Below are 19,719 nucleotides of genomic sequence, written 5' to 3'. Positions count from 1 at the left end.
GAGTATGCCGGAAGGCCCGCTGACCTCGCGCGGCTTCAGCGGTCGGTGAAGCGGTGCCCCAGCCAGGCACGGATGTCCGCGATCTCCGGCAGGCTGACCTGGTGGGCCATGGGGTAGCTGTGCCAGTCCACGTGGTGGCCCAGCGCTTCGAGCGCCTGTCGCGAGTGCTCGGCCAGTGCCATCGGCACGACGGGGTCGGCGCTGCCGTGGCCCCAGAAAAGGGGCGTGGAGCGGTTCGCGTCGCTGCGTTCCGCTTCCAGCGTATCCGCCAGGGGCAGATAGGCCGACAGAACGAGCAGGCCGGCCAGCGCCTCTCTGTGGCGCAGGCCGGCGCAGAGGGTCATGGCGCCGCCCTGCGAGAAACCGGCGAGGATGATGTGGTCGGCCGGCACCCCGCGGTCGACCTCACGTGCGATCAGCGTATCCACCTCGTGGATCGACGCATGGATGCCCTCGGCATCCTGTTTATCCGCGATGGACACGCCCTTGATGTCGTACCACGCCCGCATCGGCACGCCGTTGTTCACCGTGACCGGGCGCACCGGCGCGTGCGGGAAGACGAAGCGGATGGGGGGCCAGGACGGATCGACCAGCTCGGGCACGATGGGCGCGAAGTCGTTGCCATCGGCGCCGAGCCCGTGCAGCCAGAGGACCGTCCAGGTGGGCGACGGGCCGGTTTCCTTCTCGACAGTGGGGAGCATGGCGTGTTTCCGGATTCGAAGACCCCCGATGCTACCAGTCGCCTCCGGGGCAGGACATGCGCTGCCCGGCACGCACGAAAGTGTGACGCAGTTCACGGGGTGGACGCCTCCGGCTCCCGTTTCAGGAGAAGGGGAAAGACCAGGGCAACCTTTTATTCGCTAGTGAGGACTCACCATGCTTTCGAGCAATCGCTTCTGTGCGACGCCGTTCATCCGCCGTGCGCTGCTGGCCGCCATCGTTGCCGGCCTTCCCGGCGCTGCCGCGTTCGCGCAGCCGGCTACCGACCAGATGGCCGCGCAGGCCCATGCCCAGGCCGTCGCCGGCTGGCACGACAACCTCACCGCGCAGGGCGCGCCCAGCACCGGCTGCTACCGCGCCTCGTTCCCCAGCAACACGTGGACGGCCGAACAGTGCGCGCCGCCGCCGAAGCTCATGTCGGCCGCCATCCTGACCGCTGCCACGAAGGCGGCCGTCGCGGCGCACAAGGGTCGTGTCACCCCGCAGGCCGCGACGAGCGGTACCCTCACCACCGGCAACGGCAACGACTACGCCGCGAAGACCGGCGGCTTCACGAAAACCGCGGTGGGTACGTTCCCGACGGTGACCGGCGTCAACAGTGGCGGCTCGCAGAACTATTCGTTGCAGATCAACACCGACATCGGCAGCAACCCGACCACCTGCAGCCAGTTCGGCTACAGCAGCTGCCAGACCTGGGAGCAGTTCATCTATGCCACCGACGATGGCAACGGCCCCGTCGCGTTCATCCAGAACTGGTTCTTCGCCGGTAGCGATTCCGAATACAACAGCCAGGGTTGCCCGTCGGGCTGGAACGCCTACCCGGACCAGGACGCCTGCTACAGGAACAGCAACGCCGTGTCGGTGAGCTACGTGCCGCTTGCCAACCTCGCCAGCATCCGACTGACCGGTGCGGCCAACCAGAGCGGCAAGGACAGCGTGACCTTCACCATCAACGGCACGGCCCACACGGTGTCCGAATCGGCCACCACGCTTAACATCGGCAAGATCTGGAAGCAGTCCGAGTTCAATATTTTCGGTAACGATTCGTCGCAGCCCCTGGTGTCGTTCAACCGTGGCTCGAAGTTGAACGTGCGTGTCGGCGTGACGGACGGCAGCACCAGCGCGCCCACCTGCCTGTCGGGCGCCGGTACGACGTTCGAGCAGAACAACCTGGCACTCGGTTCCTGCACGGCCTCCGGCGGCTCGTCGCCGGCGATCCAGTTCAGCGAATCCAACTAAAGCCGCATGCGTAAACAGGGCGGGTCGTGCCGAGGTTGACAGCCTCGCGCGACCCGCGCTGAATACGGGGTCCACGGAGGGGATGCCACACGCATGCCGTTGCGACCCAGGGGACGTCCGTTTTGCCGCATGGCCCTGGTCGTGACCATGGCGGCTGCCCCGTGTTCCGCGGTCGCCGGGGAATCGTCCCCGCCGCGCGCCTTCCATATCGCCGCGGGCAAACTGGACGATGTGCTACAGGCGTTCACTCGCGACAGCGGCATCGAGTTGCTGTATCCCGCCGACACGGTGCATACCCTGGACAGCCCGGGCGTCACCGCCGTCACCACCGATCGCGACGCCTTGGATCGCCTGCTCCGCGGTACCGGCCTGGCCGTGGTTCCCGCGGGCGAACGGGCCTTCGTCCTGCGCGCCAGTCCGCTCGGTATCCATCCGCCCGGTGCGCGAGCCCCGAGCAAGGCGCCCGTCGCCGTACCGCTGGAACCGGTGGAGGTTACCGGCACCCATATCCGTCGCACCGAGATGGAAACGGCGTCGCCCGTCACGGTGATCAGCCGCGAGCAGATCGATCGCGGCGGCTACGAAACCCTCTACGACCTGCTTCGCGCGCAGCCCGGTCTGCGCGTGGTGAACGCGGGCGTGGGCGTGTCCAACGTCGCGCTGTTCCAGAACAACGGACTGGCCGGCGCCACCGGCGCGTCGTCCGTGGACCTGCGTGGCCTGGGCTCGTACGCCACGCTGGTGCTGGTGGACGGGCACCGGCTGGCAGGTTACGGACTGGCGCAGGACGACCTGGGTACGGTCACCGACCTCAACGGCATACCGCTGGCCATGGTGGATCACGTGGACATCCTGCGCGACGGCGCCTCGGCCATCTACGGCTCCGACGCCATGGCCGGCGTCATCAACATCGTGCTGCGCAAGAAGCTGGACGGCGTGCGCGCCTCGTTGGCCACGGGTCTTTCCACGCGCGGTGACGCCTTGCAGCGTCGCGTCTCGGCCAGCCTGGGCGGTCGCCTCGGCGAGCATGGCAACCTCCTGCTGATGGTGGACAGCCTCGACCGGGCACCCACGCTGGGTCGTGACCGTGCATGGAGCCGCCCGGCGCAGGCGGCGACGGCGTCGAACGGCCCCGAGGCGGCCGACGACTTCTACCTGCAGGGAGCGCAGCTGCGCTCGCAGGCGGCCGACTGCACGGGACCCATCCCGACGGGCGATAGCCGCTGCGTCGATGCATCGTCCGCGCAGACCACGGTGCAGACCGGCATGCGTAGCCACGCGATGTACCTGCATGCGGACCGGACGATCGGTGAGGTGCAGGCCTATGCGGATCTTCGCTGGACGTCGCAGAAGCAGCGCCAGCAGACCGCGCCGCTGAAGTACAACGTGGTGCTTCCCGCCGGCACGTCGGTCAATCCGGATGACGCCTCGCGCATTTTCTATGGCTATCGCTTCGACGACGTGGGGCCCGTGCGCGATGTCACCACGTCGGACACGTACGTGTTCACCGCCGGCTTGCATGGGCCATGGGGTGACGGCGACTGGCACGTCGATGTGGACGGGCAACGCGGCAGCTACGACGACTATCTCGGCGGCCTCTTGCCGTCCGACAGCCTGACCCGTGCGCTGGACGATGGCAGCTACCAGCTGAAGCGACGCAACGCCCCGTCCCTGCTCACCACCCTGTCACCCACGGCGAACCGGCATGCACGCAGCGCGCGCGATGCCCTGCGTTTCCAGACGACCCACCCGCTGGCGACCCTGGCGGGCGGCCCGCTCGTGGTCACGGCCGGTGCGGAAGTCGCCAGCGATCGCCTCGACGACCGACCGGATGCGCTGCTGACCTCCGGCCGGGTGTTCCAGTTCGTCAGTCCAAGCGATCGCTCGGCCAGCCGCTGGACCACATCGGCTTATGCGGAAGCCAATGCACCGCTGACGTCGCGGCTGGAGGTCGGCCTGGCGTGGCGGGTCGACCGGTCCGAGGGCTACGGCAACGCGTTTTCGCCCAAGGCGACGCTACGCTGGAACGTGACCGGGACACTCACGGCGCGCGCGACATGGGCTCGCGGCTACCGTGCGCCCGCCACCCTGGACCTCAGTCGTGCGTCGCCCAGCTACCCGAACGGCTTCCTGCTTGACGTACCGGACAGCCTGCTGCCGTGCCGGGTGCTGGCGGTGCCCGCCACCGACGCCAACACCTGCTACCTGACGATGTCCACGGTACGTAACCGGGACCTGCGGCCGGAAACCTCGCACAGCCACACGCTCGGCCTGGTATGGGCCCCGTCGCCGGCGGCCAGTCTCGCGCTGGACTATTTCGCACTGCGTCGCGACCACGAGATCGACAGCCTGCCGTTGTCGTACGCCCTCACCCATCCGGAGGCGTACCCGCAAGCCTTCGCACGTGATGCGTCCGGTGAACTGACCGGGCTACGGCAACAATGGGTGAACCTGGGTCACACCAGCGCCCGCACCCTCGATGTGGACGGCGAGTTCCGACTGGTCGACCGGCCGGCCTGGGGCGTGGACCTGAAAGTCACGGGCAGCTACCTGTGGCAGCTGGACCGGCAGACCTTCGATGGCACGCCCGTCGCCCAGGGTGCCGGGTACGCCTCGCAACCGCGCTGGACCGGCCTGGCCGAGGTCGTGCTGCACACGGGCGACTGGACCGTGTCCGCCAACGCGCGTTACACGGGCCGCTATCGCAATGCGCAGTCGTCGATCGACCCGCTGGGTTGCGAAACGGACGGCGGCACCGCCGTGCACTGTTCCACGCCGGATTTCATCCTCGTGGATGCGGGCCTCGCCTATCGCGGTGTGCCGCGCTGGACATTCGCGCTCAACCTGCACAACGTGTTCGACCACGCCCCCGTCTACTACGGCTCCCCCGGTATCGCCTACAACCCGCTATTCGACGATGTCATCGGCCGGGCCTGGTTGGGCACGGTATCGTTCCGACTGTGACCGCCGCTCAGCGCAGCACCGCGGCGGCGCCATCGTGCAGCACCACCGTGCCGTCTCCGAGTCGCTCGGGCCGCAACTGCCAGCCCGTCACCAGCGCACTGACCAGGGCATCCTGGTCGCCGGCGTGAAAACTGCCGCTGACGCGCAGCTCGCCCATGCCGGCGTTGGCAAGGGTGATCCGGCGCGACGCGTAACGGTTCATCGTGGCCAGCAGGTCGGCCAGTCGCTCGCCGCGAAAGACCAGCCGGCCGTTGGTCCAGCCTTCGGCTTCCGCGGTATCCAGGGGCAGCGTCTCGTCCAGGTGGCCGTCCGCCGCCACGCGCACCGACTGAGTGTGGGTGAGCGTGCGCGTGGCCGGCAGCCGCGCATCGGACACCGTCACCTGACCCTCCAGCAGCGCGACACGCGTGCCGGCATCGTTCCGGTCCACCTGGAACGTGGTCCCGATGTCGTGCACGCGCACGTCGCCCGCGCGCACCTCGAAGGGCGCCTCGGCCTTGCCGACCTGGAACTGGGCGCGCCCCCGCTCGAGCAGCACCTGGCGCAACCCTCCGTCGAACCGGATGGCAGCTTGCGTGCCGGCATCCATCACCATGCGGGTGCCGTCGGGCAGCGTCACCGTGGCGATGTGGGTCTGCGTGGCGTAATCGGCGGTGACCATCGGCGTGCGCAGGTACCACCACACGGCGGGCAGGGCGACCAGCAATGCCGCGGCCACCGCCGCGCTGCCGAACCACCAGCGCCGCGCCGTCCGCCGCCGTGCCGTATCGCGCAGGGCCCTGCGCGAAGCCGCGCGCAGCATATCGTTGTCGCGCAGGCGCCGCGCCATGTCGTGCAGCTGGCGCGCGGCACGGTAGGCCGGCCGGTGGGCCGGGTCGCGCGCGCACCAGGCGTCGAACGCTGCGGCTTCGGCTGGACCCGCGTGTGGCGCATCCAGCCGGGCTACCCAGCCTTCGGCCGTGTCGGGAATATCCGCTGTATGTGAGGGTGTCATGCTTGCGAAACCACGGATGAGAGGTGATGCCCGACTTGTTTACGAAGAAGGCCCAGGGCCTTGCCGATGTGCTTTTCGACGGCCTTGACGGAGATGCCGCAATGCGCGGCCACTTCCGTATAACTCATGCCTTCGATGCGGTTGAGCAGGTAGATGTCGCGACAGCGGGATGGCAGGCACATCAGGGCGCGCTGCACCTCCTCCAGAGCACGCAGCGTATCCAGGGCCTGACCCGGGTCGGGCCCCGGGGCCGCGATGGCCTCGGCATAGATATCCACATCCACATGGTGGGATGCACGGTGCGACTGTGCCCGCCGCGCACGATCGGTGATGACGTTCACGGCGATGCGATACAGCAGCGCCGGCCACGACTCCGGCGGTTCATCCCGGTAGCGGATCAGGCGCACGAAACTCTCCTGCGCCACTTCCTGGGCTTCGTCCTCGGTGGCGACACGATGGCGCAGGAAGCCCGCCAGCGGCGCACGCTGTTCGCGCACGAACTGGTCGAAGGCCATCCCGGCCTGGCGTTCCTCAGCGGTCACCCGCACCACCTGTCAGCAGGACGTCCTGCCCGGGACCACGCACAGCTCATGCATCGACGCGCTCGCACCTCACCCGACATGAAGTCATCGGAAGCTATAACGCAGCCGGCACGCAGCCCCCCTACCTCGTGGCGGGGGCGGCGGCCTTCGGGTCGGTCCGGGCTTATTCGCCCAGGCCCAGCTCGGTGGCGAAGAACGTCAGCTGCAGCGCGGCGTTGCCGACACGCTGGCTGAAGGGCGCGCCGATGCCGTGGCCGGCGTTCATCCGGGTCAGCAGCAACACCGGCTGGCCCGAGGTGGTGGCGTCCTGCAACGCGGCGGCGAACTTGCGCGATTGCCACGGTGCCACGCGCGGGTCGTTGGCGCCGGTGGCCAGCAGCACGGCCGGATACTTCGTGCCCGGCTTGACGTTGTGCAGCGGTGAATAGGCCAGCATGGCGCGGGCGACGACCGGGTCGGTCGTGCTGCCGTACTCGCTGACGTTGTAGGGGCCGTTGGCGAAGGCGGTCATATGGCGTGGCACATCGTAGATACCCACGGCGCCGACCACGGCGCGGTACTGCTCCGGGTGTTGCGTGAGCGCTGCGCCCATCAGCAGGCCACCGTTGCTACCGCCCAGGATGCCCAGGTGAGCGCGATCGGTCCACTTCGTATCCAGCAGCGCCTGCGACGCCGCGAAGAAATCGTCGAACACGTTCTGCTTGTTCTGCTTCTGGCCCTGTGCGTGCCAGGCCTCGCCGAACTCGTTGCCACCGCGGATGTTCGCATAGGCCAGCACGCCGCCGCGCTCCAGCCAGGCGAGGTTGGCGCCGACGAAAACCGGCGTGACCGGCAGCCCGAAGCCGCCGTAGCTGTAGAGGATGGTCGGACGCTTGCCATTGGGCGTGGTGCCCTCCATGGCGATGACGGTCACGGGAATCTTCGTGCCATCTTTCGACACGCCGTCGATGCGTGACACTTTCACCTTCGAGTAGTCGGCCGCCGCCTTCACTTCGAAGACGGTCTTCAAGGCGCCGGTGGCGCCGTCGTATTCCACCCAGTGGGTGGGCGTGGTCCAGCCGGCATAGCTGAGCAGGGCCTTGTTCTGGCCGGCCTCGGAGGCCACGCCGCCGATGGTGATGCCGGTGGCCGGCAGGGGCACGCGGCGCACGAAACCGGCCTTGCCGTCGTACTGGTCGGCCCACCAGTCCGGCCCGACACTGCGGACCACCAGGAAGCCGTCGCCCAGCGCGGAGACATGCTGGATGGCGCCTTCGCCCTGGGCGAGCAGGTCGGTGGCCTTGCCGTCCGTGCCGATGGCGACCAGCTTGCCGCGCGGCGCGCCGGCAAAGCTGGCGACGACCAGGCGGTCGCCCACCCAGGCGGCCGAGCGCGCATCGGCCTCGCGACCCAGCATGCGCTGGAACGCGCCGGTGCCCCGGCGCAGGTAGACCTCGGCGGGGCCGCCGTCGCCTTCGTTGGCGAGCAGCGCGGTCGAGGCGCCGCCCTTGCCTTCCAGAAGGATGTATTCGGCCACGTGCGAATAGCCCTTGCCGAAGACCACGCGGTCGGCAGTGGCGGGCTGGCCGAGCGTGTGGTGGGCCAGCACGGCGTCGAACTCGCGCAGCGGTTGCCCCTTGGCCGGTGCCTCGAAGCGCGCGTAGGTGACGCCCTTTTCGTCGGCGTCCCAGGCCAGGGCCTGCGGGGTGGTGCCGCCGCCGGCCAGCGGCAGCAGGTCGGGCAGCGCCTTGCCGGTCGTGGTGTCCAGCACATGGATGGTGGTCAGCTCGCTACCGCCCTCGGCCGTGCCGTAGGCCAGGTAGCGGCCGCTCGGCGAGGGCCAGTACTCGGTGATGGCGGTGTTGCCGTCGCCCAGATTGGGATCGACCAGCGTGCGGGTCGGGCCGTCCGGCCAGGCCTTGGCCACCAGCAGGGGCTGCGCCTGCGGCGGGGTGTTCTCGAAATAGAACAGGGTGCCGCCGGCCAGGGTCGGCGAGCTGCGCGTGGTGGACGTGATGGCCAGTTCGCGCACGCGGGCGCTCAGGGCCTTGGCCAGCGGCATCGCGCCGATGGTGGCTTCGGTGTAGGCGTTCTGCGCGTCGATCCATTGCTTCACGTCCGGCGCATCGGGGTTTTCCAGCCAGCGGTACGGATCGTTGACCGGCTGCCCGGCCAGGGTTTCCGAGACCATGTGCTTCGGCGTGGCCGGCGGCGGGTTGGCGGTCGCCGGGGTGGCCGCATGGGCGCCACAGGCGACGAAGAGGCTGACGGCAAGCAGTCGGGGAACGAAGGCGCGCATGGACTCTCTACTCCGGAACGGAAGGGGAATGCGAACGGCACACGATGCGTGAAACGAAAACGCTGCGTCAATCATGCCGTGTAGGAGCGCGCGATGCGCGCGACATGTTTTCGCGAAACCTCGGGGCTGGCGCGCCAGCTCCGGGGCATGGCCTCAAAACATGTCGCGCGCATCGCGCGCTCCTACATGTGGCCGGACCGCATGCAGGGGCCGACCGTACGGCACCGGGCCTCAGGGTACGACACGCGCCAGATTTTACGAAGACGTTACGCACCCATGCCGGCGCGATACACCGTAAATATCGCGTAAGACGAACAATGCGCTCCGTCCTCTCCGCCGGAACGCACCCGTGGAACTTCTGTACGTCCTTCTCGTCATCGTGCTGTGCGCGCTGACGATCGGCTTCCTCATGATCTGCGACCGGCTTGGCCGGCGCTGAGGAATCCCCCATGTCCCTCATCTACATCGTGGCCACGGCCATCGCGGTCGCCCTGACCGGCTACCTCTGCGTGGCCCTGCTCAAGCCGGAGTGGTTCGAATGACCGCCAACGGCATGCTCCAGATGGCTCTTTTCTTTGCCGTGCTGCTCGCCCTGGTCAAGCCGGTGGGCCAGTACATGGCCCTGGTCTTCTCCGACGAACCGAACCGGGTAACCCGTTTCGGCGGTGGCATCGAGCGTTTCCTCTATCGCCTGGCCGGCATCCGTGCCGACGAGGACATGCGCTGGACGCGCTATGCCATCGCCATGCTGGTGTTCAACGTGGCGGGCCTGGCCATCGTCTACCTGCTGCAGCGCACGCAGCAGTGGCTGCCGCTGAACCCGCAGCATTTCGCGGCCGTGGCGCCCGATTCGGCGATGAACACCGCCATCAGCTTCGCCAGCAACACCAACTGGCAGGGCTATGCCGGCGAGTCGACCATGAGCTACCTCACCCAGGCGCTCGGACTGTCGGTGCAGAACTTCCTCTCGGCGGCCACCGGCATCGCCGTGCTCATCGCGGTGGTGCGCGGCTTCAGCCGTCGTGCCGCCGCGGCCGTGGGCAATTTCTGGGTCGACGTGACCCGCGCCACCCTCTATGTGCTGCTGCCGTTCTCGCTGGTGCTGGCGCTGCTGCTGGTATCGCAGGGTGTGGTGCAGAACCTGGCCACCTACGTGGACGTCACCACGCTGCAGCACGGCACGCAGACGCTGCCGATGGGCCCGGCCGCCTCGCAGATCGCCATCAAGATGCTCGGCACCAACGGCGGCGGTTTCTTCAACGCCAACTCGGCGCATCCGTTCGAGAACCCCACCCCGTTTTCCAACTTCCTGCAGATGCTGTCGATCTTCCTGATCCCCGCGTCGCTCTGCTACACGTTCGGCCGCATGGTCGGCGACCGTCGCCAGGGTTGGGCCATCCTGGCCACCATGATGCTGATCTTCGTACCGCTGGCCGTGGGCCTGGTGGCCGCGGAACAGGCGGGCAACCCGGTGCTGCACGGCCTGGCCATCGATGCGCAGGCCTCGGCCACCCAGGCCGGCGGCAACATGGAAGGCAAGGAAACCCGCTTCGGCATCGCCGCCTCCGGCCTGTTCGCGGCGATCACCACCGCCGCGTCGTGCGGTGCGGTCAATGCGATGCACGATTCGCTGACGCCGCTGGGCGGCCTGGTGCCGATGTGGCTGATGCAGCTGGGCGAGGTGATCTTCGGCGGCGTTGGCTCCGGTCTGTACGGCATGCTGGCTTTCGCCGTGGTCGCCGTGTTCATCGCGGGGCTGATGGTGGGCCGTACGCCGGAATACCTCGGCAAGAAGATCGAGGCCTACGAGATGAAGATGGCCAGCCTGGCCGTGCTGCTGCCCTGCGCCCTGGTGGTGATCGGCACCGCGGTGGCGGTGATGTCGCCCGCCGGTGTGGCCGGTGTGTCCAATCCGGGAGCGCACGGTTTCAGCGAGATGCTTTACGCGGTCAGCTCGGCGTCGAACAACAACGGCAGCGCCTTCGGCGGACTCTCGGCCAACACGCCCTTCTGGAACGTGTTGCTCGGTATCTGCATGTTCCTGGCGCGCTTCCCGCTGGCCATCGCCATGCTGGCCATGGCCGGGTCGCTCGCCGCCAAGCGTCACGTCCCCGCATCCACCGGCACCCTGCCGACGCATACGCCGCTGTTCGTCGCGCTGCTGGCCTGCGTCGTCATCGTCGTCGGCGCACTGACCTTCCTTCCGGCACTGGCCCTCGGGCCCATCGCCGAACAACTGATGTCCGCCACGGGCCCCTGATCCATGACTACCCTAGCCCACGACAAGCCGCGCGGTTTCGACCGCGCGCTGGTGACCCGCGCCCTCGGTGACGCCTTCCGCAAGCTCTCGCCGCGCCAGCAGTTCCGCAATCCGGTGATGTTCGTCGTCTTCGTATGCAGTGTGCTGACCACCCTCTTGTGGGTGCAGGCGCTGGCGGGCCACGGCGAAGCCTCTGCCACCTTCGTTTTCTGGGTGGCGCTGTGGCTGTGGTTCACCCTGCTGTTCGCCAACTTCGCCGAGGCGCTGGCCGAAGGTCGCGGCAAGGCCCAGGCCGATGCGCTGCGCGGTTCGCGCCGCGACGTGGCCGCGAAGAAGCTCGCCTCCGCCGATCGCGACGCGGTCGTTACCTCGACGCCGTCGAGCGACCTGCGTACCGGCCACTTCGTGCTGGTGGAAGCCGGCGACACCGTACCCGGCGACGGCGAGGTGGTGGTCGGCGCGGCCAGCGTGGACGAAAGCGCCATCACCGGCGAATCCGCGCCCGTGATCCGGGAATCCGGTGGCGACCGCAGCGCGGTGACCGGCGGTACGCGCGTGCTCTCCGACTGGCTGGTGGTGCGCATCACCAGCAACCCGGGCGAGAGCTTCCTCGACCGCATGATCTCGATGGTGGAAGGCGCCTCGCGGCGCAAGACACCCAACGAGATCGCGCTGACCATCCTGCTGGCCAAGTTCACGCTGATCTTCCTGCTGGCTTGCGCCACGCTGCTGCCGTACTCGATCTACAGCGTGCAGGCCGCCGGCGTGGGCAGTCCCATCTCGCTCACCGTGCTGATCGCCCTGCTGGTGTGCCTGATTCCCACCACCATTGGCGCCCTGCTCTCGGCCATCGGCATTGCCGGCATGGACCGGATGATCCGCGCCAACGTCATCGCCACGTCCGGACGTGCGGTGGAAGCCGCGGGCGATGTGGACGTGCTGCTGCTGGACAAGACCGGCACGATCACGCTGGGCAACCGCCAGGCCGTGGCCTTCCATCCGGCACCGGGTATCGAGGAGCGCGAGCTGGCCGAAGCCGCCGAGCTCGCCTCGCGCGCCGACGAAACGCCGGAAGGCCGCAGCATCGTCACCCTCGCCGCGCGTTTCGTGGCCCTGTCCACCTCGCGTCCGGTCACCGACCGCGGCGCCGTGTTCGTGCCCTTCACCGCGCAGACCCGCATGAGCGGCGTCGATGTCGGCACACGGCATGTCCGCAAGGGCGCCATGGATGCCGTGGAGCGCTACCTGGATGCGCAGGACAGCCACATGCCGCCGCTGGTCCGCCGCATGGCAGAGGACGTCGCCCGTCGCGGTGCCACGCCGCTGATCGTGGTGGACGGCGCGCTCACCCTCGGTGTCGTGGAACTGAAGGACATCGTCAAGGAAGGCATCAAGGAGCGCTTCGCCGAGATGCGCCGCATGGGCATCCGCACGGTGATGGTCACCGGCGACAACCCGCTGACCGCCGCGGCCATCGCCGCCGAGGCCGGCGTGGACGATTTCCTCGCCGAGGCGACGCCGGAAGCGAAGCTGAAGCTGATCCGTGACATCCAGGCCGAGAACCGTCTGGTCGCCATGTGCGGCGACGGCACCAACGACGCGCCGGCGTTGGCCCAGGCGGATGTCGCGGTGGCCATGAACAGCGGTACGCAGGCGGCGAAGGAAGCCGGCAACATGGTCGACCTGGATTCCAACCCGACCAAGCTGATCGAGGTGGTGGGCATCGGCAAGCAGATGCTGATCACCCGCGGTGCGCTGACCACCTTCTCCATCGCCAACGATATCGCGAAGTACTTCGCGATCATCCCCGCCGCCTTCGCCACCACGTATCCCGCGCTCAACACGTTGAACGTGATGCACCTGGCCACGCCGCAGAGCGCGATCCTGTCGGCGGTGATCTTCAACGCGCTGATCATCGTCTTCCTGATTCCGCTGGCGCTCAAGGGCGTGGCCTATCGCGCGCTGGGCGCCGCCGCGCTGCTGCGACGCAACCTGCTGGTGTACGGGCTGGGCGGCGTGGTCGTGCCCTTCATCGGCATCAAGCTGATCGACATGTTGCTGGTCCTGGTCGGACTGGCGTAACCCCGAGGCCCACTGCCATGCATTGCGTGAAGCTCACCGTACTCATCGAAGACAGCGCCGACCTGGACATGGAAGTACGCGTCGTCGCCCCGGATACGCCTGCTCCGATGGCACGCGCCACCGCGGCGGCACCGATCAGCCTCGTGCGTACCGCTGCCGTGCCGTCGCCACCGCCGCGTCGCGACGAAGACGATTACGCCCTCGGCGGTTACGCCGGCATCTGAACCAACGCCCCATCCTCCCACTATCGAAAAGGGGTCCCGAAAGGGATCGGTAAAACACGCCATGCGCACCACTCGTTACGCTCTTCTCGCCGCCCTGCTCGCCCTCGCTCCCGTCACCCGGGCCATGGCTTCCGGCAGCGACGACTGTTCCCAGGGCTTCGGCGCCCGCTTCGCCGCGGCCTATCGCGAAGATGCCCAGCCGGCCGACCCGAACGCACCGCCGCCGGCCCGTCGCGGCCTGGATTCGCCGTTGGCCTCGCCGCCGTTTCCGTCCGCCGAATGGCAGCTGGGCGGCGTGGCCTACCCGATCGGCGTGCCCAACCTGAATTCGCAGTACCCGCTGGAAAAGGCCATGGCCTGCAACCGCGTGGGCCGCTGGCTGAAGGACAACCGGATCGAGGTGTACGGCTGGCTCAACGCGTCCGCCAACCTGAGCAGTTCGTCGCACACGAACTACCCGTTGTCGTACGCCGTGCGTCCGAACCGCGTGGAGTTCAACCAGGCGCTGCTGCGCATCGAGCGCCTGCCGGACACCGTGCAGACCGACCATGTGGACTGGGGCTTCCACCTGGATAACCTTTACGGTTACGACTACCACTTCACCACGATGAAAGGCGTGCTCAGCAACCAGTTGCTGAACAACCCCAAGCCCGACCAGCCGCTCAACGGCAAGATCAACGGCTACGACCCGATGCTGTTCTACGGGGATATCTACCTGCCGCATATCGCCGAGGGCATGGTGGTACGCATCGGTCGCTGGCTGTCGCTGCCGGACATCGAGGCGCAGTTCTCGCCCAACAACTACCTGGTGACGCATTCCATCCTCTACACGGTGGACCCGTATACGCAGATGGGTGTCATGACCACCACGCGCCTCAACGCGCAGTGGACCGTGCAGGTGGGCTTGAACGGTGGCAACGACACCGCGATCTGGAACCACCAGTCGCGCCCGACGTTGCAGGCCTGCGTGCGCTGGGTTTCGGCCAGTAACGACGACATGCTCTATACCTGCGCCAACAGCGTCAACCGTTCCGACTACAACTACAACAACGTGCAGATGTACGTCAGTACCTGGGGCCACCGCTTCAGCGACCGCGTGCACATCCTCACCGAGGCGTACTACATGTACGGCCGGCAGATTCCGGGTTATGGCCCGGGCTTCGACAACCAGGTGGCCGGTTCGTCGCCGCTGCCGGGCAAGGCCGCGGAGTACGGCATCGTGAACTATCTCAACGTGGCGATCGATCCGAAGAACATGATCTCGTTCCGCAACGAGTTCTACAACGACCAGAAGGGCCAGCGCACCGGCTTCCCCACGCGCTACACCAGCCACACGCTCGGCATGACGCACTGGGTCACGCAGGACCTGGAGATTCGTCCGGAGCTGCGCTACGAGAAGTCGTACGACGTCGATGCCTATGACGGCGGCCGCAAGGACAACCAGGTGACCGCGCTCGTCGACGCGATCTGGCACTACTGAGGAAGCACGCATGACTACCCTGCTACGCAATGCCATCGTCCTGCTCCTGCTGATGACCGCGGTTACCGGCGTGGCCTATCCCGCCGTCGTCGGTGGCCTGGCCGCGGTGCTGTTTCCGTCACAGGCCGCGGGTAGCCTGGTGACGCGCGACAACGTGCCGGTCGGCTCCGCGCTGATCGGCCAGTCGTTCACTGCGCCGCGTTACATCTGGGGCCGCCCGTCGGCCACCACGCCCGTGCCGAACAACGCCGCCGCGTCCACCGGTTCCAACCTCGGCCCGAGCAACCCGGCGCTGGCGGATGCGGTGAAACAGCGGATCGCCGCGCTGCGCGCCGCCGATCCGGGCAACGACGCGCCGGTGCCGGTGGACCTGGTCACGGCGTCGGCCAGCGGACTGGATCCGGAGATCAGCCCGGCCGCGGCGACGTTCCAGGCCAATCGTGTCGCGCGTGCGCGGCAGATTCCCGCGGACACCGTGCGCCGGCTGATCGCCGAAAACACCCAGGGTCGCCAGTTCGGCGTACTGGGCGAGCCACGGGTCAACGTGCTGGCGCTCAACCTGGCGCTGGATGCCGCGACGCGCTGACCGGTTCCGCTACTCTTGTCCCACTCCTCCCGGCCACACCCCATGAACGATGTGCGAGACGCCCGCGCCGACGCGCTGCTCAACGCGGTGAACGAGGAGGACGGCCAGCGGCTGAAGATCTTCCTCGGCGCCGCGCCCGGCGTGGGCAAGACCTTCGCCATGCTCTCGGCGGCGCGGGACCTGAAGCGCCAGGGCATCGACGTGGTGGTGGGGCTGGTGGAGACGCATGGCCGCAGCGAGACGGCGGCGCTGCTGGAGGGCATCGAGGTGCTGCCGACGCGGCCGGTGCGTTATGCCGGCCGCGAGTTTCGCGAGTTCGACCTGGAGGCCGCGCTGGCGCGCAAGCCGGCGGTGATCCTGGTCGATGAACTGGCCCACACCAATTTGCCCGGCGGTCGCCATGCACGCCGCTGGCAGGATATCGCCGAACTGCTCGATGCCGGCCTGGAGGTCTACACCGCACTCAACGTGCAGCATGTGGAAAGCCTCAACGACCAGGTGCGGCGGATCACCAACGTGGCCGTGCGCGAAACGGTGCCCGACGCGTTCCTCGACCGCGCACGCGACATCGTGCTGATCGACCTGCCGCCGCGCGAACTGATCGCCCGCCTGAAGCAGGGCAAGGTCTACGTGCCGGAAACCGCCGCCGTGGCACTGGACGCGTTCTTCTCGCCGACCAACCTGGCCGCCCTGCGCGAACTGGCGGTGGAAACCGTGGCCTCGCACGTGGACAGCGACCTGCGCGAGCACATGCTGGCGCGCGGCGATGCGATGCCGGTGCGCCGGCGGGTCATGGCGGCCATCGACGGGCATGGGCAGAGCGAATACCTGGTGCGGATCACGCGACGCATCGCCGAGCGCCGCGGTGCGCCGTGGAGCGTGCTGTTCGTCGACCGGGGCGGCATGGACGGCGCCCGCCGTGAGCGCGTGGACGCGGCGATGCGCCTGGCCCGTCGCCTGGGTGGCGAAGCGGTGATCCTGCGTGGGCATGCGGTGGCCGACGAGCTGATGGCCTGGGCCGATCGCGAAGGCGTGGGCCAGATCATCGTCGGCCGCACGCGCGAACGGCCCATCGCGCGCCGGCTGGGCTATTCGCTCACGCAGCAGCTGCTCACGCGCGGCGCGCACCTGGAACTGACCATCGTGGCCACGCCGACGCAGCGCGCGCAGTCGCGCCGGCGGCTGCGCGTGGAGGATGCGGGGTCGCGCCGCGACTACGGTTTCGCCACGGCCACCATCGCGGTGGCGATGGCGTTGTCGTTCATCGCCGACCGTTTCCTCTCCGTGGCCAACCTCTCGCTGATCTTCCTCACGGCGGTGCTGATCGTGGCGGTGCGCACGCGCATGGCCGTGGCGGTCTATGCCGCGCTGCTCAGTTTCTTCGGCTACAACTTCTTCTTCGCGCCACCCCGCTACACGCTGGCCATCGCCAACGCGGACGACGTGCTGGCGGTCACCCTGTTCCTCGTCGCGGCGCTGGTCTGCAGCCGCCTGGCTACCCGGCTGGCCGGGCAGGTGACCTCGTTGCGGGCGGCACAGGTGCGCGGCCGTGCCCTGGTGGCGCTGGGCCAGCAGCTGGCCACCAGCGCCGATGCCGATGCCGTGCGTGTTGCGGGCGCGCAGGCGCTGGCCCGTGCGCTGGACATCGATGTCGCCATCCTGGCCCGCGATGCTTCGGGCGCGCTCGTGGTCGCCAGTGCCGCGCCGGCACCGTTTCCGTTGTCGGCCCAGGACATGGCGGCGGCGGACTGGTGCGAGAGCCATGCCGAGCCCGCGGGTCGCTATACCGACACGCTGCACGGTGCGTCGTGCTGGGTGCTGCCGCTGGGCAGCGAGCAACAGCGCGGCGGCGTGGCGGCGCTGCGTTTCCCGCAGGGCACCCGTGAACCGGATGCCGACCACCGGGGCCTGGCGCTGGCGATGATCCAGGATATCGGCCAGGCTCTGGACCGCGCACGCCTGGCCAGCGAACTGGAAAGCGCGCGCGTGCAGGGCGAGACAGAGCGCCTGCGCAACGCGCTGCTGTCGTCGGTCTCGCACGACCTGCGCTCGCCGCTGGCGTCCATGATCGGCTCGGCCGGCACGCTGCTCAGCTACGAGGACCAGCTTCCCGCCAGCGAACGCCACGAGCTGCTGGAAGCCATTCTCGGCGAGGGCCAGCGGCTGGATCGCTACATCCAGAACCTGCTGGACATGACCCGCCTCGGCCACGGCACGCTCAAGCTCACGCGTGACTGGGTGGACGCGGGCGAGATCGTTGCGGCCGCGGTGTCGCGCATGCGCAAGCTGTTTCCCGAGGTGCGCGTCGATGTGCACCTGCCGCGCGACACGATCCTGCTGCACGTGCATCCGGCCCTGGTCGAGCAGGCGCTGTTCAACATCCTGGAAAACGCCGGCCGCTTCACGCCGCCCGGCGACCCGGTGCGGGTCACGGTCAGCAGCGAGGTCGGCCGGCTGCGCGTGGACGTGGCCGACCGCGGCCCGGGCATTCCCGAGGACGAGCGGGCGCGCATCTTCGACATGTTCTATTCGGTGTCGCGGGGCGATCGCGGCGGCAAGGGCACCGGGCTGGGCCTGGCGATCTGCCGCGGGATGATCGGCGCGCACGGCGGTAGCGTGGAGGCCTTGCCCCACGTCGGCGGAGGCACGACCATTCGGGTCTCGCTGCCCCTGCCGCCGCCGCCCGACGAGACCGCATGACTCCGACTCCCTCGGCTCCCCGTGTCCTGGTGATCGACGACGAGGCACAGATCCGCCGCTTCCTCGACATCGGCCTGCGCGCCGAGGGCTACCAGGTGCTGCTGGCCGCCACCGGCCAGGAAGGCCTGGGCCTGGCGGCCACGCAGTCGCCCGATGTGGTGGTGCTCGATATCGGCCTGCCCGACATGGAAGGCCACGAGGTGCTGCGCGAGATCCGCCAGTGGACCCAGGTGCCCGTGCTGATGCTGTCGGTGCGCGACACCGAGGCCGAGAAGGTCCGCGCGCTGGATGGCGGTGCCAACGATTACGTGACCAAGCCGTTCGGCATCCAGGAACTGATGGCGCGCCTGCGCGTGCTGCTGCGCCAGGCGGCGAAGGGCGGCGAGGCCGAAGCCGCCGTGCGTTATGACGACGGCCGCCTCGCCGTGGACCTGGCCCGGCGCGAGGTGCTGCTCGACGGCGCAGCCGTGGCCCTCACGCGCAAGGAATTCGCCGTGCTGTCGCTGCTGGTGCGGCACCCCGGCCGTGTGGTCAGCCAGCAGCAGATCCTGCGCGATGTGTGGGGGCCCACGCATACCCAGGACACGCACTACCTGCGCATCGTGATGGGCAAGCTGCGGCAAAAGCTGGGCGACGACCCCGCCGCGCCGCGCTGGCTGAAAACCGAGCCCGGCGTGGGCTACCGCTTCCCGGCCGGCTGACCCGCCCGCAGCGGACCCGCCGGGGCACCGCCGGGCTCAGGCGCCGGCCGCCTGCCTGGCGAGGTAACGCCCCGGGGAATCGCCGAACGCCTTGCGGAACATCGCCACGAACGCGCTGGGCGTGGCGTAGCCCAGCGCATCGGATACCACCGCCACCGGCTCGCCCGTGGCCAGCCGTTCCAGTGCCCGGGTGAGGCGCGCCTGCTGGCGCCACTGGGCCACGCTGCACTGGGTTTCCTGACGGAAGATGCGCGTCAGCGTGCGGGTGGACATGCCGGCCCAGGTCGCCCACTCCTCGATGCTGCGCGTGTCCTCGGGGTGCTCGAACATGGCGACGGCCACGCGGCGCAGGCGGCGGTCGATCGGCATGGGCAGGTGCAGCGACTCCACCGGCGCGCGCTGTAATTCGTCCAGCAACACCGCGAACAGGCGTTCCCGCGCCGGATCGGGCGCGAAGATCTCGACCGGCCAGGTGGCCGCGCGCTTGATGATGGAGCGGACCAGGTCATTGACGCCGACCACGCAGGGCCGGTCGGGCAGGCCGACCGCCGCGCAGGGCGCGATGAACACGCCCCAGGCATGGGTAGGGCCGGTCATGCTCACCGTGTGCATCGTGCCGGGCGGCATCCAGCCCGCGCGATGCGGTGGCAAAAGATACGAGCCATGCTCCGTGCGGTTGGTGACGAAGCCTTCTTCCACGTAGAAGAACTGGCCCCGCACGTGGCTGTGCCAGTCCACCTCCATCAGCGGTAATCGGCCGCGTGCCTCGTAGGCGACCAAGGGCGGGCCGTCCGCTCGTTCGAGCAGGGCGTGGATCACCTCGTGGTCCCGGCTGGAATGCATGTTGGCCGACACTCGCTATAAATTGGCCGAGTAACGATATCAGGCCTATACCCGTCATGGCTAATATCTGTCTACTCAAGTATCTGTATGTCTGCCGCCGAAACCT

Annotated in this window: 15 protein-coding genes; 10 read left to right on the top strand and 5 right to left on the bottom strand. The window is 68.5% G+C overall.

What is annotated here, in order from left to right; translation table 11 throughout:
• Positions 1-35 precede the first annotated feature (35 nt).
• Entirely contained in the window at positions 36-701 is a 666-nt protein-coding gene (locus AB8808_RS20500; RefSeq protein WP_369925517.1) for an alpha/beta hydrolase, read from the bottom strand.
• A gap of 175 nt (positions 702-876) precedes the next feature.
• On the opposite strand from AB8808_RS20500, the gene AB8808_RS20495 reads away from it, so the two are divergent.
• On the top strand, positions 877-1,959 hold the full coding sequence (locus AB8808_RS20495; protein ID WP_285403379.1) for a hypothetical protein: 1,083 nt from the start codon (positions 877-879) through the stop codon (positions 1,957-1,959).
• Positions 1,960-2,088: 129 nt separating this feature from the next.
• Entirely contained in the window at positions 2,089-4,923 is a 2,835-nt protein-coding gene (locus AB8808_RS20490; protein WP_369925514.1) for a TonB-dependent receptor domain-containing protein, read from the top strand.
• Positions 4,924-4,930: 7 nt separating this feature from the next.
• Here AB8808_RS20490 and AB8808_RS20485 read toward each other — a convergent pair whose 3' ends face one another.
• The 3 genes from AB8808_RS20485 to AB8808_RS20475 all read right to left on the bottom strand — a co-directional run bounded on the left by AB8808_RS20485 (position 4,931) and on the right by AB8808_RS20475 (position 8,737).
• Complete coding sequence (locus AB8808_RS20485) at positions 4,931-5,917, bottom strand: FecR family protein (protein ID WP_369925512.1); 987 nt, start codon at positions 5,915-5,917, stop codon at positions 4,931-4,933.
• On the bottom strand, positions 5,914-6,459 hold the full coding sequence (locus AB8808_RS20480; protein WP_369925510.1) for an RNA polymerase sigma factor: 546 nt from the start codon (positions 6,457-6,459) through the stop codon (positions 5,914-5,916). The genes AB8808_RS20485 and AB8808_RS20480 overlap by 4 nt, the downstream gene beginning before the upstream one ends.
• A gap of 163 nt (positions 6,460-6,622) precedes the next feature.
• Positions 6,623-8,737 (bottom strand): prolyl oligopeptidase family serine peptidase, encoded by a 2,115-nt coding sequence (locus tag AB8808_RS20475; RefSeq protein WP_369925508.1) that lies wholly within the window; start codon positions 8,735-8,737, stop codon positions 6,623-6,625.
• A 449-nt stretch (positions 8,738-9,186) separates the two neighbouring features.
• On the opposite strand from AB8808_RS20475, the gene kdpF reads away from it, so the two are divergent.
• From kdpF to AB8808_RS20435, 8 genes are all read left to right on the top strand, one after another.
• Positions 9,187-9,279, top strand: a complete 93-nt coding sequence (gene kdpF, locus AB8808_RS20470; protein WP_081916356.1) for a K(+)-transporting ATPase subunit F — start codon at positions 9,187-9,189, stop codon at positions 9,277-9,279.
• A complete protein-coding gene (gene kdpA / locus AB8808_RS20465) occupies positions 9,276-10,997 on the top strand; it encodes a potassium-transporting ATPase subunit KdpA (protein ID WP_369925506.1) in 1,722 nt (573 codons plus the stop codon). Before kdpF ends, kdpA begins: the two co-directional genes overlap by 4 nt.
• 3 nt (positions 10,998-11,000) lie before the next feature.
• On the top strand, positions 11,001-13,079 hold the full coding sequence (gene kdpB, locus AB8808_RS20460; protein WP_369925504.1) for a potassium-transporting ATPase subunit KdpB: 2,079 nt from the start codon (positions 11,001-11,003) through the stop codon (positions 13,077-13,079).
• 17 nt (positions 13,080-13,096) lie between these two features.
• Positions 13,097-13,303, top strand: a complete 207-nt coding sequence (locus AB8808_RS20455) for a hypothetical protein (protein ID WP_369925502.1) — start codon at positions 13,097-13,099, stop codon at positions 13,301-13,303.
• A 61-nt stretch (positions 13,304-13,364) separates the two neighbouring features.
• Entirely contained in the window at positions 13,365-14,783 is a 1,419-nt protein-coding gene (locus AB8808_RS20450) for an outer membrane beta-barrel protein (RefSeq protein ID WP_369925500.1), read from the top strand.
• 10 nt (positions 14,784-14,793) lie between these two features.
• Entirely contained in the window at positions 14,794-15,369 is a 576-nt protein-coding gene (kdpC, locus tag AB8808_RS20445; RefSeq protein ID WP_036138824.1) for a potassium-transporting ATPase subunit KdpC, read from the top strand.
• Between the two features lie 42 nt (positions 15,370-15,411).
• Positions 15,412-18,069, top strand: a complete 2,658-nt coding sequence (locus AB8808_RS20440; RefSeq protein WP_369925498.1) for an ATP-binding protein — start codon at positions 15,412-15,414, stop codon at positions 18,067-18,069.
• Positions 18,066-18,770, top strand: coding sequence for a response regulator (locus AB8808_RS20435; RefSeq protein ID WP_369925496.1), 705 nt, complete (start codon positions 18,066-18,068; stop codon positions 18,768-18,770). Before AB8808_RS20440 ends, AB8808_RS20435 begins: the two co-directional genes overlap by 4 nt.
• A gap of 36 nt (positions 18,771-18,806) precedes the next feature.
• Here the strand turns inward: AB8808_RS20435 and AB8808_RS20430 are convergent, their stop codons facing one another.
• Positions 18,807-19,613, bottom strand: a complete 807-nt coding sequence (locus AB8808_RS20430; protein WP_369925494.1) for an AraC family transcriptional regulator — start codon at positions 19,611-19,613, stop codon at positions 18,807-18,809.
• Between the last annotated feature and the right edge of the window lie 106 nt (positions 19,614-19,719).

Source organism: Xanthomonas sp. NCPPB 2632 (assembly GCF_041228075.2).
Taxonomy (GTDB): Bacteria; Pseudomonadota; Gammaproteobacteria; order Xanthomonadales; family Rhodanobacteraceae; genus Luteibacter.
Note: the sequence above shows the minus strand (reverse complement) of the source record. Positions and strands in the feature narration are given on the sequence as shown.

Coding starts and splice junctions, on each gene's coding strand:
- AB8808_RS20500 (WP_369925517.1), bottom strand. CDS start 701: ATGCTCCCCACTGTCGAGAAGGAAACCGGCCCGTCGCCCACCTGGACG.
- AB8808_RS20495 (WP_285403379.1), top strand. CDS start 877: ATGCTTTCGAGCAATCGCTTCTGTGCGACGCCGTTCATCCGCCGTGCG.
- AB8808_RS20490 (WP_369925514.1), top strand. CDS start 2,089: ATGGCCCTGGTCGTGACCATGGCGGCTGCCCCGTGTTCCGCGGTCGCC.
- AB8808_RS20485 (WP_369925512.1), bottom strand. CDS start 5,917: ATGACACCCTCACATACAGCGGATATTCCCGACACGGCCGAAGGCTGG.
- AB8808_RS20475 (WP_369925508.1), bottom strand. CDS start 8,737: ATGCGCGCCTTCGTTCCCCGACTGCTTGCCGTCAGCCTCTTCGTCGCC.
- kdpF (WP_081916356.1), top strand. CDS start 9,187: ATGTCCCTCATCTACATCGTGGCCACGGCCATCGCGGTCGCCCTGACC.
- kdpA (WP_369925506.1), top strand. CDS start 9,276: ATGACCGCCAACGGCATGCTCCAGATGGCTCTTTTCTTTGCCGTGCTG.
- kdpB (WP_369925504.1), top strand. CDS start 11,001: ATGACTACCCTAGCCCACGACAAGCCGCGCGGTTTCGACCGCGCGCTG.
- AB8808_RS20455 (WP_369925502.1), top strand. CDS start 13,097: ATGCATTGCGTGAAGCTCACCGTACTCATCGAAGACAGCGCCGACCTG.
- AB8808_RS20450 (WP_369925500.1), top strand. CDS start 13,365: ATGCGCACCACTCGTTACGCTCTTCTCGCCGCCCTGCTCGCCCTCGCT.
- kdpC (WP_036138824.1), top strand. CDS start 14,794: ATGACTACCCTGCTACGCAATGCCATCGTCCTGCTCCTGCTGATGACC.
- AB8808_RS20440 (WP_369925498.1), top strand. CDS start 15,412: ATGAACGATGTGCGAGACGCCCGCGCCGACGCGCTGCTCAACGCGGTG.
- AB8808_RS20435 (WP_369925496.1), top strand. CDS start 18,066: ATGACTCCGACTCCCTCGGCTCCCCGTGTCCTGGTGATCGACGACGAG.
- AB8808_RS20430 (WP_369925494.1), bottom strand. CDS start 19,613: ATGCATTCCAGCCGGGACCACGAGGTGATCCACGCCCTGCTCGAACGA.